This window comes from Streptomyces sp. NPDC079167 (genome assembly GCF_040686735.1).
In the GTDB taxonomy this organism is placed as follows: domain Bacteria; phylum Actinomycetota; class Actinomycetes; order Streptomycetales; family Streptomycetaceae; genus Streptomyces.
Genome location: NZ_JBFBLO010000009.1, coordinates 312,203 through 326,048, shown reverse-complemented (window position 1 = coordinate 326,048; position 13,846 = coordinate 312,203). Strand labels below are relative to the sequence as shown.

Sequence of the window (13,846 nt, the reverse complement as noted above, 5' to 3'; positions counted from 1 at the left end):
GATCGCTCAGTCGAAATAGGATTCGAGCGTTCCGCGGCGCCTGACGTCGAGAGTCGCGCAGTGGAAGGAGCCTCCGAACGGCGCGTAGTGCAGAAGATCGCACGGGATCGGCTCGAAGCCCCACTTCTCGAGAGCGCGCAGCATGCCCGTGTGGCGTCGCTCCGCGATGACCCGCTTCTCGTCGACCATGAGGATGTTCATGCTGAGCCACTTGCCGCAGAGCGAGGTGAGCTTGAGCAGCCGCTCGTTGATCCGGTCGGGTTCGGGGGCGATCAGGATGTCCCACGACCGCAGCACGTCGGGCAGGCGGTCGACGTCGACGTATTCGGGATTGACCAGCACCTTGCCGGGAGCGAGCACGAGGAACGTCGTGTCGATGTGCATGGGCGTGCGGCAGCGGCTCTCGATCTCGTGGATCCGGTAGCGGGGCCCCAGATGACGTCGCAGCCAGTCGATGCCCATGCGGTTGGTGACATTGCTCCGGGTGACGAACAGGTCGCGTCCGGCGCGCACGAAATCCGCCGCATCGAACACCGGCTCGAATTCGGTCAGGATGTAGCGCATGGGCTCGCCGGCCGCCGGGGGCCGGAATTCCGGGTCGAACAACTCGTCGGTGAGCTGCGGTTTCGGTGCCGCCGTCCAGCGTGCGCCGCGCCTGAAGTAGTCCTTCAGGAGCGAGCGGTAGGAGTGGGTCTCGAAGTACCTGCACGGCCAGGCCATCGGGGTCTCGATGATCTCGTCGCCGATCACGAGCATGCTGTCACGCGGGCAGGTGTTGCAGAATCCGCGTGACGTCCACTCGGGGGTGCTGAAACGCCGCTTGTGGTCGACCGCGTCCGGGCGCCTGACGGTGACACCCAGGGATTCGAGCAACTCGACGAACCGGTCGAGTTCCTCCTGTGCGGGCTCGATCAGCCGGCGCGGGTAGGCGAGACCCGACGCCAGCCCCTGCAGCCGTCCCGCCCAGGGCGGGATGTTGCACGACACGACCGGATGACCGGAGGGGATCGTCGCGCCGTCCAGCCGCCCGACGATGATCTCCTCCAGCGGGTCCCACTCGTTGTGTGAATTCACCGGCGAAGCGAGGGCCATGTTCACCGCTTTCGGTCACAGACCGGGAGTAACTCCATGAAACCTGTCCACCACCCAAAGCAATCACGGCCGGTCGGCACCGTCAAACGGTCACCCCGACCGATCCGGCTGCCGTGCGCGCCGACGCCGTACGGCCCGGCCCTGGGTAGAGTCGGGCGACCGATCTCCGACCCAGGAGGAGCACAGCCCGGCATGGCGGTGGACGCCCTCGACACCCGTATCCTCCGGCTGCTCATCGAGCAGCCCCGCACCAGCGTGCGGGAGTACGCGCGCATCCTCGGCGTGGCGCGCGGCACCCTGCAGGCCCGGATGGACCGTCTGGAGCGGAACGGAGTGATCACGGGCACGGGCCCCGCCCTCTCCCCCGCGGCCCTCGGACACCCGGTACTCGCCTTCGTGCATCTGGAGGTGACCCAGGGGCATCTGGACGAGGTGGGTGACGCGCTCGCCGCCGTACCGGAGATCATCGAGGCGTTCTCGACGACCGGGGGCGGCGACCTCCTGACGCGCGTCGTGGCCCGTGACAACGGGCATCTGGAGGACGTGATCCAGCAGCTGATCCAGCTCCCCGGAGTGGTCAGGACCCGGACGGAAGTGGCTCTGCGCGAGCGTGTGGCACACCGGGTCCTGCCACTGGTCGAGTCGGTGGGGCGGGCAGCGGACCCCGGCTGATCGCCTTCGGGCATGCTGGAGGCCATGAAGACCGCGCCCCTCCCCGCCCCGCCCGTCCTCTTCGACCTCGACGGCACCCTCGTGGACAGCGAGCCGAACTACTACGAGGCGGGGCGCCGGCTCCTCGCCAGGTACGGGGTGCGGGACTTCAGCTGGGAGAACCACACCCGCTTCATCGGGATCGGCACCCGGGAGACCCTCACCGTCCTGCGGGAGGAGTACGGGATCGAGGCGCCGGTCGACGAACTCCTGGCCGGCAAGAACGCCCTGTACCTGGAGCTCGCCGGGGCCTCGACCGAAGCCTTCCCGGAGATGCGCGCCCTCGTCGAGCGGCTGCACGAGGGCGGGGTGCCGATGGCGGTGGCGTCGGGGTCCTCCCGAGCGGCGATCGCGGCCTCGCTCGCGGTCACGGGACTGGAGGCGTACCTCCCGCTCTATGTGTCCGCCGAGGAGGTGGCGCACGGCAAGCCGGAGCCCGACGTGTTCCTGGAGGCGGCCCGGCGGCTGGGTGTGGCGCCCGGCTCGTGCGTGGTCCTGGAGGACGCCGTCCCCGGTGTCCGGGCGGCTCACGCGGCGGGCATGCGGTGCGTCGCCGTCCCCGACGCCCATGCGACGGCTGACGGCACGGAGTTCGGGAAGGCGGAGTTGCTGTTTCCGGGCGGGCAGGCGGAGTTCACCGCTGCCGCCGTGCTGGAGTGGCTCCGCGGCGGGTGAGAACAAGCCGGTCCGACCCGCCGATTGGCCGGATCCGGCGTCTCGTGCTCCGGCCGGGCGAGCGGCGGTCCCGGGGACGGATATCCTGATCATGCCGCGCACCCCGACGCACCGTACCGAGGCGATGAGCCCGATGAGGTCGCCGCCGCGGCAGTCGGAGAGGGCCATAATTCGAGATTGGTGTGCACAGGTGCTGGTTGCTGGGCGGTACCGGCTGATATCCCCCATCGGCCGTGGCGGTATGGGTGAGGTGTGGCGCGCCACGGACGAAGTACTGGGCCGGGCCGTGGCGGTGAAGCTGCTGCTGGGCGACCAGGCCGATGCCTCGTCGACCGCGCGTTTCCGCCTCGAGGCGCAGACGGCCGCACGTCTGAGCCACCCTCACCTGGTGGCCGTGTTCGACTTCGGCTCCTGGGAGGACCGCTTCTATCTCGTGATGGAGCTGGTCGAGGGAAGGAGCCTGGGGGATCTGCTGGAGGCCCAGGAGACCGTCCATCCCGAGCAGGTGGCCCATATCGCCGGCCAGGCCGCCGCCGGTCTGGCCGCCGCCCACAGGCAGGGCATCGTCCACCGGGACATCAAGCCCGGCAACCTGATGCTGGACGCCGACGGGTCCGTGAAGATCGGGGACTTCGGCATCGCCCAGTTCGTCGACGACCCCTCCACGGCGCTGACCACGGCCGGCCACATCGTCGGTACGAGCCTCTATCTGGCTCCCGAGCGGGCCCTCGGCCGTACGGCGGACTCCGCGTCGGACATGTACTCGCTGGGCTGCGTCATCTATCAGCTGCTCGCCGGACAGCCGCCGTTCCGCTCGGACACGGCGACCGCGACGCTCTACCAGCACGTGGACACGCCTCCGGTGCCGGTCAGACAGCGGGGGGTCGACATCTCCCCCGCGTTCGATTCGTATCTCCTGGGTCTGCTGGCGAAGCAGCCCGAGGACCGGCCGAGCGCGCAGCAGGTCTCCGACTGGTTCCGTACGGATGCCTGGCGTGGCCGGCCCGAGCCGCTGCCGCACCACGCGACCGCCGCCCCGCGGCCCGCCGCGCACGACGTCCCTCCCGCGCCGGTTCCGAACGCCCAGGCCGCCGGGGGCCCGTCGACGTACCGGCTGCCGCAGTCCGGCGGTCGCAGACGGGCGGCTCCCGCGCCCCGGACGTCCAGATCCGCGGCCAGACCGGCCACGACTCGCCGGATCAAGACGAGTGAGGCCATCCGCCGCCGCCCGCGCGTGGCGAGTGCTGTGGCCGGTACGGTCGCCTTCCTGGCGGCGGTGTATCTGGGCACGATCCTCTTCGCACCGGACACCGGCGCGGCGGACACCCCGGATCCCGGTTCCTCGCCGACCGCGGGGCTCGAATCGCCCGCGCCGACCGGACCCGCGGCGGAGCCGGGCCAGGACGGCGAGGGCGAGGACGACTGAGCCTCGGCTCACCAGCGCGAGTGGATCTCCGCGCGGATCCGGCGGTCGTACAGGTCGCGCACCGCGTCGAGGGTGCTCTGCGGAAGCGGCGGGAGAGCGGCGGCCGACGCGTTGGCCCGGGCCTGCTCCACCGACCGCGCACCGGGGATGACGCTGGTGACACCGGGCTGCTGGATGATCCAGCGCAGCGCGGTCTGTGCCGGGGTGGCGCCTTCGGGAGCGAGTCCGGCGAACTCCGACGCGGCGGCCACGCCCGTGGCGTAGTCGATGCCGGAGAACGTCTCGCCCTGGTCGAACGCCTCGCCGTGGCGGTTGTACGTGCGGTGGTCCTCGGGAGCGAAGACGGTGTCGGCGGTGTACTTGCCGGACAGCAGCCCGGAGGCCAGCGGCACCCGCGCGATGATGCCGACCCCGGCCTCCGCCGCGGCCGGGAGCACCTCGTCGAGGGGCTTCAGGCGGAAGGGGTTGAGGATGATCTGGACGCTCGCGACTCCGGGCCTGGCGATGGCCGTGAGCGCCTCGGCGCATGTCTCCACGCTCACCGCGTACGCGGCGATCCGCTGCTCGGAGACGAGCGTGTCGAGGGCGTCGTACACGGCGTCGGAGGAGTAGACCGCTGTGGGCGGGCAGTGCAGTTGTACGAGATCGAGGGTGTCGACGCCGAGGTTGGCGCGCGAGCGGTCGTTCCAGGTACGGAAGTTGTCCAGGACGTAGTTCTCCGGAAGCTGTTCGGCCCGTCGGCCCATCTTGGTGGCGACGAAGACCTCCGCATCCGGGCGTTCCTTCAGATAGCGGCCGATCAGCTGTTCGCTGCGGCCGTCGCCGTAGACGTCGGCGGTGTCGAAGAAGGTGACCCCCGACTCGACGGCGGCGTCGAGGACGCCGAAGGCATCGGCCTCCCGCACCTCGCCCCAGTCCCCGCCCAGCTGCCAGGTTCCCTGTCCTACGACCGATACGTCACGGCCGGTCCTGCCGAGTGTGCGCTGCTCCATACGGATCATGCTACGTCCGCACGCGGACCGGCGGCGGTGGCCGGCGCCGGTCCGCGTCCGCGCTCAGTCGGCTGTGGTCACGCGGACGTAGTCGACGACGAGCTGTTGCGGGAAGCTGGTGCTGCCGTCGGGGTCACCGGGCCAGTAGCCGCCCACGGCGAGGTTGAGGATGAGGAAGAACGGCTTGTCGAACACCCAGGGGTTGCCGTTGAGGTCGGCGGGTGTCCTTCTCTGGTAGACGGTGCCGTCGACGGACCAGGTGATGGAGTCGGGGGCCCAGTCCACGGCGAAGGTGTGGAAGTCGTCGGCGAAGGCGGCTCCGCCGGGGAGGGTGTATCCGGCGCCGATACCGCCCGAGCCGGAGTAGCCGGGGCCGTGCAGGGTGCCGTGGACGGTGCCTGGTTCGAAGCCGACGTTCTCCATGATGTCGATCTCACCGCTGTTGGGCCAGCCGACGCTGCCGATGTCGGCACCGAGCATCCAGAAGGCCGGCCATATGCCCTGTCCGCGCGGGATCTTCATCCTGCTCTCGACGTGCCCGTACGTCGCGGTGAACTTTCCCGAGGTGTTGAGCCTGGACGAGGTGTACTCACAGGTTCCGTACCAGCACTGGTAGTTGCCGGGGTTCTCCTTACGCGCGGTGATGACCAGGTTGCCCTGGCCGTCGAGGGCGGCGTTGCTGTTGCCCGCCGTGTAGTACTGCCGCTCGTGGTTGTTGACGTTGTCGCCGGTCTCCGTCAGCCACTTGCCGCCGTCGACGGCCGAGCCCGCGGGGCCGTCGAACTCGTCGGCGAAGGCCACGGCCGCCGTCCGGGAATCCGTGGAGGATGCAGCCGTGTGGGGGTCGGGTGCGGCCGAGGCTCCGGCGGGAAGTGCGGTCATGGCCACGGAGCAGCAGAGCATGGAGAGTGCGGCGTACAGCGTCGTACGGCGCCTCTTCGGGAGGCGGCGCACGGTGTGTCGGGGTGAATGCACGGTCATCACTTCTTTTCGGGGTGGGGGGATGACAGTCATGCGCATGACAGATGACGCCGAGAGGTGAACGCTTGGCACACTCACCCCGGGCGGCATCTTTCAACACTTGATTTAAGGGAGTGGTCCGAGGCCCGTCAAGGATCTGGTCCGGACCGGGCGGGCGATGGCAGAAGTCGACGCGGCGGGGAACGGACAACCCGTGCGCATCCGTGCCGAAGCAGCCCTCCCCGCTGCCGTCGGGCGGTCCGGCTACGCCGCCGTGCGCACCCTGGACCCGGCGGCCACGGAACCGCGGGTGGTGGACCGGCTGACGGCCGCCGGGGACCCCGCGTACCGCGGGCGGACCTTCGACGCCGCCTCGCTGGGGGCGCCGGACGGGATCCGGGTGTGGGAACCGGTGACCACCCGGTGGCACCGCTCCGGCGCGGCGGCCGACGCGACGCTCGCGCGGTACACCGGCTGACCGGAGTCCCGCGCGGCTTCCGCCGTGCGGCGCGCGGCCGGCGGAAGCAGAGTGGAGACATGGACTGTGCGGGGCCCGCACGGCCGCGACCGGGCAGGCGCGCATCGTCCGACCGCATCCCGGCGGAAGGATCAGGCGTGGACAGCGAGAGCACACGGCGTTTCGTGGTGCAGATCCACGACGCCCGGCGCATGCATTTCGATTTCCGTCTCGAGGTCGGCGGCGTCCTGAAGTCCTGGGCCGTGCCGCGGGGCCCGTCGGACAATCCGAGCGACAAGCGGCTGGCCGTGCCGACGGATGACCATCCCCTCGAGTACCGCGAGTTCGAGGGGGTCATTCCGCAGGACGAGCAGGGCAGCGGCACGGTGATCGTCTGGGACCAGGGCACCTACACCCCGACCAGTCACGACCTCGCGGGCGACCCGGTCCCGTTCGCCGAGTCCCTGGAGCGGGGGCACGCCACGTTCCGGCTCGACGGGGCGAAGCTGCACGGGGAGTTCGCGCTCACCCGCTTCCGTATCGACGACGAGGAAGGGACCCGGGGGCCGGAGGCCTGGCTGCTGATCAAGGCCAACGACCGGCAGGCCGTCCACGACCGGGCGGGCACTCCCGATCCGTACCACGCGCGTTCGGCCCGCACCGGCCGCACGCTGCACCAGGTCGCCGTGGCCGAGCGGGAGGGCGCCCACTGAGCACTCACCGGAGGGGCGGCGCGTCGCCGGACCCGGTGAGCCGGTCCAGGACGTCCGTATAGAGCGAGCGCCTGTCGGGACGGGCCTGGCCTGCGGCGTGCCGCAGAGCGGGGACCGCGGCTCCGCCCATCAGCAGCAGCCCGTCGGCGGCCTCCTGGCGGACCGCCGGATGCGTGTGGCCGAGCAGAGCGACCAGCGCGGGCACGGCCGGCTCCCAGGCGGCGTGGCAGAGCGTCCTGATGGCCATGCGCCTGACGTCCGGCTGCGGGTCGTCCAGCAGGACGGCCGTGTGGAGCAGGTGGGCCGGCCGGTCGAGCATGGTGCGCGAGATCCGGTGGGCGTGCAGCCTGACCTTGGGCCGGGGATGGGTCAGCAGCTCCCCGATCACCTCCTCCAGGGCGGGGTCCGGGTCCGGCGCCCGCCCGGTGTGCTCCTCGGCGAGACGGGTGAGGGCCCTGCGTATCTGCTCCGGTCCACCGGTCCGGGCCAGGCGGAGCAGTTCGGCGCGCCCGGGCCGGCGGACAGCTCCGGCGGGAGCCGTCGTAGCGGGGGCGGGGCCCTCGTCCAGCAGAAGCCTCTCGGCGAGGTCGTCCCGCCCCTCGGCGCACAGCCGCTCCCGGACTCTCGTCCTGTCCGGCGAGCCGAGCAGCGGCCGGCCCGCCAGCAGGTCGAGGAGCCCCCAGGCCCCTGCCTCGATCCGGGGCAGGAGGTGCTCCGCCAGGACTTCGGCGGGCGCCGCCCGCAGGGCGTGGGCGGCTTCCGTCCGGAGACCGGCCGGGCCGTGCTCCCACCATCCGAGCAGCAGCGGAATCAGGGGCACGAGCTCCCAGGTGTCCAGGTGCGGGGCGAGGCCGGCCATCCTGGCGGGCAGGATCTCCTCGGTGCTCAGCTCCTCGGGAGCGACGGCGGCCAGGGCGCGTGCCAGGCTCTGTCCGGGCGGCAGGTCGACACGTCCTCGGAGGTAGGCGTCGAGGACCACACGTGCCGTGTCCGGCTCCGGCCAGTCCAGGAGCTGCCGGGCGGCGCCGGATCTGCGGCCGGGGTCGGACGCTTCCAGCATGCCCGTCAGCCGGCCGCGCCGCTCGGCGGAACGCGGCCGGCCGAGGTCGTCGCGTACGACTTCCGAAGCCGGACCGGCCGGCTCCGAGAGCGTCCACGGAGGTGTTCCCAGCGGCTGGAGGCCGGTCATCCAGTCGACGAGGAGTGCGCGTACACCGTTGTCGCCGGCATGGGAGTAGGCGTCGACGAGGACGTGCAGGCGCTGCCGGGAGTCCGGCGGGTGAGGGACGCGGCGCCGGAACTCCTCCAGGGCGCGGCGGGTGCGGAGGGCCGGGCGCAGTGCGGACCGCCACGCTTCCGCCTCCTTGCTCGGCGTGGGCGGCGGCTCCGGGGTGCCGAACGCCTCACGCAGTACGGCGTTCTCGGCCTCCTGTACGTCGTCGTCGAGGCGGGCGGCGGCCAGGGCCCGGTCCAGGTCGCCTCGGACCGGCACGGCGTCGCAGGCACGGAGCAGCCGCAGCGCCGGCACGTGCTGAGGGGGCGTCATGGACCGTACGGCATCGGCGAGTTCCATGCGCTCGGACCAGGGCAGCCGTGGCGCCACGGCCTGGAGTACGGCGAGGAGTCCGGGCCGGTGCTCCCGCCGGCCCGCGAGACCGTCCGTCAGCACCTGGACGGAGTCCGCCATCTTCTCCAGTTCGTCGGCCGTCCACGGTGCGGGGCACAGCCGCAGGACGAGGCCGAGGACCCGGTCGCGGGCGGCTTCCGGTACGGACCGGGCCAGGCGGAGCCACTCCGCGAGCATCGGCCGCAGCTCCCTCAGGCGCCGCGGCGGCAGCGCGTCGGGGCTGTCCGCCAGGCACAGGGCGACCGGGGCGCTCCAGCCGTGGCCGACGAGCCGGGCGGCCCAGGAGTCGGCGTCCGCAACCGACGGATGGCCGGGCGGTGTGATCCCGTACCCGGCCGACAGCTCCGCGAGGTCGGCGGCGCTCCCCGCGCCGAGACGGATCCGGCCGTCGGCCACCGCGGCGAGCAGATACGGCACGAGCGGAGAACCCTGATCGGCCAGGGCGGTGACCGTGCGGGCGGTGAGGGCGCCGGTGAGGGCCCCCAGCAGCAGCGTGCGCTCACGGGTGTCCCCGGTGCGCGCCGCGGCGGCGAGGACCGTGGCCGTGCAGGCGTCACCCAGCACCGCGCGCAGCGCGGCGGCCAGTCCGGCGCGCAGCCCCGGGTTGTCGTTGCGGCCGAGGGCGCGCAGGAGTCCGGGCACGGCGGCCGGTGTCCCGGCGCTCGCGAGGACCGACGCGGCGGTCTTCCTGATGTTCATCGTGGGATGTTCCAGGAGTGCGGTGATCGCCGGGCAGGCCCAGCGGGCCTCCGCGTGGCCGAGGGCCAGCAGCGACTGGCGTACGGTCTGGATGTCCTCGGCCCGGGTCAGGGCGATCAGCGTGGCCGACAGTGCCTGTGCGTCCTCGCCCGCCGCACCCGCGGCCAGGACGGCGATCACGTGCTTGCGCACATGCGGATCGCGGTGGCGGAGCAGCCGGTGCACGCGGGGGCGGGTCTCCGCGGAGGGCGTGCGCCGCAGGACTTCCAGGAGGACGGACTGCTGACGGGCGGACAGGTCCGGCCGGTCCAGCAGGTCGAGGACGATTCCGGCCATGAGCGCGTCGCCGGCCTCCCGGGCGTCCCGGGCACCGAGCAGGCAGGACGGCCTGATCCTGCGGCGTTCGTGCAGGTGGCCGCCCAGACCGCGTACGGCGTCCACGACCTCCTGGGGGATCACGGGCTCCGTGGCGCGGGCCGGTTCCGGGCGCGGACCCGTCTCCACCGTCTCCCATGACGCCGCCAGTTCGCTCACAATCCTCAGCAGCAGGCCGGTGAGGGCGGGCAGGGTGGCCGCGCTCCCGCGGGCCGCGAGCGCGCACAGCGCCGCCACCGGATCGGCCGGCTCGGGACCCGCGGCCAGCAGGGCCAGTTCGCGCTCGTCGGGGGCTCCGAGGTCGGCCGCGACGGCCGGTGGCGGCGTGGTGGGACCGACACGGGCGAGCAGGCGGCGCCGGAGGTCCGGATCGGTGTTGAGCTGCCACAGGAGTTCGAGTGCCCGGTGGCGTACGGGGCGGAGGAAGGGCGCGATACCACGTCCGTCGCGATCCGGGCCGAGCGCCTCGGTCAGTGCCGCGACGGTGCGGTCCCCGCCGATGGCTTCGAGCGTGTCGAGGACGGCGGCCGGGACGTGGGGCAGCAGCGCGAGGACGGCCTCCTCGGCGTCCTCGTGACGGAGTGCGCGGATCGCGCCGAGGAAGGGCGCGGGTCGGCGGGCGGAGGGCAGCAGCCGGGTGACGGCGGCCCCGATCGGGAGGTCTCCCGTCCCCTGCCCGGCCAGGGCGACGAGCAGGTCGAGCCGACGTGGCGCGCCCGGGTCGTCCGCCGGGGCGTCGACGAGCAGGTCGAGGACCGTCCGGCGGCAGGTGTAGAGGACCGTCGCGACCGTGCCGGGGTCGATCGAGTGATCGGCCAGCGCCAGGCCGACGACGGCCGGCGCCTGCGACGCGTCGGGGAAGTGCCCGCGCCTGTGGAGCCCTTGCAGACAGCTGATCGCGGGTCCGCCGAGCAGCAGTGGGTCCTGGGCCGCGATGTCCAGGAGCGCGCCGATGTCACCGCGTCCCGCCAGGTCACCGAGGAGTTCCATGGCCAGTCGGCGTACCGCCGCGGGTGCGGCGGGATCCGCCGCCGTACGCGACAGCAGCGCCTCGTGCCCGTGCCGGGCCGCGGCGGTGAGGGCGCGAGCCGCGACCGCGAACGGCCGGGCCGGGTCGAGATGCGGGGCGAGGAGGGCGGCGGGAAGGGGGTCGGACGCCGCCCAGGGCTCGGCCAGTTCCGCCAGGGCGGCAGCCACGACGGCCGTGTCGTCCGGGTCCGCACCGAGCAGCCCGGCCAGATGGTCCCTGGCGAGGCCCGGGGCCAGCAGGCCGGCGTGCAGGCCCTGCCGGATCAGCCGGACCGCCTCCGCGCGCACGGCGGGGTCACGGGTGTCCAGGACCTCGGCCACGAGCCGGTCCGGCCGGTGGGCGTCCCAGGCGTCGACGGAGCGCACGGCCTGGTGGAGCAGCTCGCCGGGCGGCTCTTCCCGCAGCGCGGAGGGGTCGGTGAGGAGTTCGGCCCGCAGCCAGGCGATCCGTACCCGTTCCGGCATCGGGACCGTGCGCCAGGCGGGCAGTCCGCGCGGGAGGTGGATCCCGAGACGCCCGTGGAGCCCGGCCAGGAGGAGCGACTCGTCCGGCGCCTCGGGAACGTCCGGCGGCAGCAGCTCCGCCAGTCCGGCCGCTTCACCGGCGGGCAGGTGGGGCACGGCCGCCCGCTCGGCGAGGAGGGTGAGCCCCAGACGCCTCGTACGACGGTCCGCGTGTCCGGCGAGCCGCCCCAGCTCGGAGACCGGGCAGAGGTCCACCGCCATGTCACGGCCCGGACGGTCGGTGTGTCGCTGCTGTATCCGCACGTCAGCGGGGCTCGTGGTCACCCCGGGATGTTAGGTGCGCGGGGGACGGCCCAGCCACTGGATATCGGTGCCGTCAGCGGACCGCCGGGTCCACCGCCCCGACGCGGGACGCCAGTTGCTCACGCAGCCGGGTGAGTCGGGCGATCTCCGCGTCGAGGACGGCCAGCCTCCGCGCGGCGACCCCCGGGCTCTCCGCGTCCCCGCCCCCCGAGGCGCCGCAGCGCTGCGGCGGATCGTCCATCAGCAGGTCGAGACGGTCCGCGCAGTGGCCCAGGTCCTCCACGGTGAGCCCCAGGGCCAGCAGTTCGCGGATGAATCCGACCCGCGCGACATCACGTGCGCTGTACTGCCGCTGCCCCGTGGCGCTGCGCGCGGGAGGGGGCAGCAGTCCCCGCTCCTCGTAGAACCGAAGCGCTCTCGGTGTGGTCCCGGCAGCCGCCGCCGCGTCTCCGATCCGCATCCCCCACCCCCACTGCCGCCGTGCCGTCCCGGTGCTACAACTCGACCACCACTGTGCCGAGGTGCTGTCCGGCCATCAACTCGTGCAACGCGGACGGGGCGTTGTGAATGCCCGGGATCCGCACATGCGGAAAGGTGATCTCTCCCGAGCGCAGCCATGCCCCGAACTTCCGGATCCATTCGCCCTCGGCCCCGGGGTGGGCCGGCCCGGTGATCCCACGCATCGTGATCCGCTTGACGACCAGCTGGAAGGTGTCGATCTCGACCGGAGCCGTGGCGCCGCCCCCGTCTCCGGACAGCTGGCCCGCCAGTGTGCCGATCAGAACGAAACGGGCGCCGGACCGTGCGGCCCGTACGGCCGCCCGCAGCTGTTCGCCCCCGACCATGTCGACGAAGACATCGATGCCCTCGGGAGCCGCCGCGGCCAGCCGGGCCGACAGGGACTCCTCCGGGCCCCTCGCCACGACCGCGTCGTAACCGAGGGCGTCCGTCATCCTCTCGGCCTTGGCCGGAGAGCCGGTGGACCCGATCACACGTCCGGCCCCGAGCAGCCGGGCGATCTGGCCCGCCATGGAGCCGATGCCCCCTGCTCCACCCGACACGAACACGGTTTCTCCCGGCTGGAGTTCCGCGATCCGGGTGAGCGCCGTGTACGCCAGGAGGCCCTGGGACAGGTGAGCCACCGGGTCGGGGAGCCCGTCGCCGACGAGGAGCGTGCACTCGGCGGCGGGCACCACCGCGTACTCCCGCCAGCCGAGGAAGTGCGAGACCGTCGCCCCCAAGGGCGGCCCGGCGGTGCCCGGCCGCGCCACGACCTCACCGACGGCCGGGCCGAACAGCGCGTCCCCAGGGTTCAGACCGGCGAAGGGCGTGCCCTCCACCCCGCCGCCGATGAGGGTGCGCAGGGCCGGGAAGACCTGGAAGTACTTGTTGCGCACCAGCACCTCCCCCTCCCCCGGCCGGGGAAGGGGCTGCTCCACGACACGGAGGTGCTCGGGGCGCGGCAGCCCCTCGGGGACGGCCACGAGCCGTACCTCCCGGGAGGTACGCGGCAGGGACGGGTGTGCGGTCATGGGCGGACTCCTCGTCTGCGCGCTCCGGGCCCGGTCGGCCGGGAGCAGGCAGACGCTAAGCCCTCACCCGTACGTCAGGGGCAAGGGCCGCACCGCCTCAGGGGCTCTTGGTGGAGGCGAGGTGGGCGAACACCACCACGTTGTCCTCGTAGTCCTTCTTCTTCTTGTCGTAGACACCACCGCAGGTGATCAGCCGCAGCTGGGCGGTGCCGTTGTCGGCGTACACGCGGTCGTCGGGGAAGTCCTCCTTGCTGAAGGTCTCGACCGAGTCGACCTTGAACGTGGCGACGGAGCCGTCCCGCCGGGTGATGTCCACCGTGTTGCCCGCCTTGAGCGTGCTGAGCAGCAGGAACACGGCAGGACCGGTCTTGGTGTCGACGTGCCCGGCCACCACCGAGGTGCCGCGCTCGCCGGGGGTGGCGCCGTCCTTGAACCAGCCCGCGAGGTTCGCGTCGTTCGCGGGCGGCGCGTCCAGCTGTCCGGAGGGGCCGATCGACAGGGGTGTGAAGGGGGCGTCGACGGCGATCGACTTGATCGCGATCCGTTCGGGCTCGGACCGGGGCATTCCGAGGCCGGCGGGGGGCGCGGACACGGACGGTGCGGGCGAGGCGGGGGCCGAGGCCGCGGGGAGGGACACCACGGCGGGGGCCGGCGGGACCCCGGCCGACGCGTCGAAGGAGTTGTAGACGAGGAGGAAGCCCAGCCCCACCGCCGCGACGGGCCACAGCAGGGAACGGCCGAGGGCAGGGGAGGCGGGGGCTGGTTCTGACGGCTGCGGGGCGGCCATGCG

The 13,846-nt window shown here is 72.8% G+C and carries 12 protein-coding genes; 5 read left to right on the top strand and 7 right to left on the bottom strand.

Annotated elements, in window-relative coordinates; all coding sequences use genetic code 11:
* Positions 1 to 6: 6 nt before the first annotated feature.
* Complete coding sequence (locus AB0P41_RS21165) at positions 7 to 1,092, bottom strand: amidinotransferase (RefSeq protein ID WP_356716699.1); 1,086 nt, start codon at positions 1,090 to 1,092, stop codon at positions 7 to 9.
* A gap of 192 nt (positions 1,093 to 1,284) precedes the next feature.
* Here AB0P41_RS21165 and AB0P41_RS21160 point away from each other — a divergent pair, with 192 nt between their 5' ends.
* The 3 genes from AB0P41_RS21160 (at position 1,285) to AB0P41_RS21150 (ending at position 3,904) form a co-directional block, all read left to right on the top strand.
* Positions 1,285 to 1,764: an Lrp/AsnC family transcriptional regulator gene (locus AB0P41_RS21160; protein WP_356716697.1), complete on the top strand. Its 480-nt coding sequence runs from the start codon at positions 1,285 to 1,287 to the stop codon at positions 1,762 to 1,764.
* A gap of 24 nt (positions 1,765 to 1,788) precedes the next feature.
* Positions 1,789 to 2,478, top strand: a complete 690-nt coding sequence (locus AB0P41_RS21155; protein ID WP_356716695.1) for an HAD family phosphatase — start codon at positions 1,789 to 1,791, stop codon at positions 2,476 to 2,478.
* A gap of 91 nt (positions 2,479 to 2,569) precedes the next feature.
* Positions 2,570 to 3,904, top strand: a complete 1,335-nt coding sequence (locus tag AB0P41_RS21150) for a protein kinase (protein WP_356716693.1) — start codon at positions 2,570 to 2,572, stop codon at positions 3,902 to 3,904.
* Positions 3,905 to 3,912: 8 nt separating this feature from the next.
* Here the strand turns inward: AB0P41_RS21150 and AB0P41_RS21145 are convergent, their stop codons facing one another.
* A complete protein-coding gene (locus tag AB0P41_RS21145) occupies positions 3,913 to 4,905 on the bottom strand; it encodes an aldo/keto reductase (RefSeq protein ID WP_365933459.1) in 993 nt (330 codons plus the stop codon).
* A gap of 54 nt (positions 4,906 to 4,959) precedes the next feature.
* Entirely contained in the window at positions 4,960 to 5,877 is a 918-nt protein-coding gene (locus AB0P41_RS21140) for a glycoside hydrolase family 16 protein (RefSeq protein WP_365933458.1), read from the bottom strand.
* A gap of 193 nt (positions 5,878 to 6,070) precedes the next feature.
* Here AB0P41_RS21140 and AB0P41_RS21135 point away from each other — a divergent pair, with 193 nt between their 5' ends.
* Positions 6,071 to 6,334, top strand: coding sequence for a hypothetical protein (locus tag AB0P41_RS21135; protein ID WP_365933456.1), 264 nt, complete (start codon positions 6,071 to 6,073; stop codon positions 6,332 to 6,334).
* A 59-nt stretch (positions 6,335 to 6,393) separates the two neighbouring features.
* Complete coding sequence (locus AB0P41_RS21130; protein WP_356716687.1) at positions 6,394 to 7,026, top strand: DNA polymerase ligase N-terminal domain-containing protein; 633 nt, start codon at positions 6,394 to 6,396, stop codon at positions 7,024 to 7,026.
* A 4-nt stretch (positions 7,027 to 7,030) separates the two neighbouring features.
* Here AB0P41_RS21130 and AB0P41_RS21125 read toward each other — a convergent pair whose 3' ends face one another.
* From AB0P41_RS21125 to AB0P41_RS21110, 4 genes are all read right to left on the bottom strand, one after another.
* Entirely contained in the window at positions 7,031 to 11,545 is a 4,515-nt protein-coding gene (locus AB0P41_RS21125; protein WP_365933453.1) for a HEAT repeat domain-containing protein, read from the bottom strand.
* A gap of 52 nt (positions 11,546 to 11,597) precedes the next feature.
* Positions 11,598 to 11,984 carry a MerR family transcriptional regulator gene (locus AB0P41_RS21120; RefSeq protein WP_356716683.1) on the bottom strand — a complete coding sequence of 129 codons (387 nt, stop codon included), beginning with the start codon at positions 11,982 to 11,984 and terminating at the stop codon, positions 11,598 to 11,600.
* Between the two features lie 34 nt (positions 11,985 to 12,018).
* Entirely contained in the window at positions 12,019 to 13,056 is a 1,038-nt protein-coding gene (locus tag AB0P41_RS21115) for an NADP-dependent oxidoreductase (protein ID WP_365933451.1), read from the bottom strand.
* A gap of 97 nt (positions 13,057 to 13,153) precedes the next feature.
* Positions 13,154 to 13,843 (bottom strand): class F sortase, encoded by a 690-nt coding sequence (locus AB0P41_RS21110; protein ID WP_356716680.1) that lies wholly within the window; start codon positions 13,841 to 13,843, stop codon positions 13,154 to 13,156.
* Positions 13,844 to 13,846 lie beyond the last annotated feature (3 nt).

Excerpts from the sequence above, each read along its gene's own strand:
- AB0P41_RS21165 (WP_356716699.1), bottom strand. The coding sequence starts at position 1,092 with ATGGCCCTCGCTTCGCCGGTGAATTCACACAACGAGTGGGACCCGCTG.
- AB0P41_RS21160 (WP_356716697.1), top strand. The coding sequence starts at position 1,285 with ATGGCGGTGGACGCCCTCGACACCCGTATCCTCCGGCTGCTCATCGAG.
- AB0P41_RS21155 (WP_356716695.1), top strand. The coding sequence starts at position 1,789 with ATGAAGACCGCGCCCCTCCCCGCCCCGCCCGTCCTCTTCGACCTCGAC.
- AB0P41_RS21150 (WP_356716693.1), top strand. The coding sequence starts at position 2,570 with ATGCCGCGCACCCCGACGCACCGTACCGAGGCGATGAGCCCGATGAGG.
- AB0P41_RS21145 (WP_365933459.1), bottom strand. The coding sequence starts at position 4,905 with ATGATCCGTATGGAGCAGCGCACACTCGGCAGGACCGGCCGTGACGTA.
- AB0P41_RS21140 (WP_365933458.1), bottom strand. The coding sequence starts at position 5,877 with ATGACCGTGCATTCACCCCGACACACCGTGCGCCGCCTCCCGAAGAGG.
- AB0P41_RS21130 (WP_356716687.1), top strand. The coding sequence starts at position 6,394 with ATGGACTGTGCGGGGCCCGCACGGCCGCGACCGGGCAGGCGCGCATCG.
- AB0P41_RS21120 (WP_356716683.1), bottom strand. The coding sequence starts at position 11,984 with ATGCGGATCGGAGACGCGGCGGCGGCTGCCGGGACCACACCGAGAGCG.
- AB0P41_RS21115 (WP_365933451.1), bottom strand. The coding sequence starts at position 13,056 with ATGACCGCACACCCGTCCCTGCCGCGTACCTCCCGGGAGGTACGGCTC.
- AB0P41_RS21110 (WP_356716680.1), bottom strand. The coding sequence starts at position 13,843 with ATGGCCGCCCCGCAGCCGTCAGAACCAGCCCCCGCCTCCCCTGCCCTC.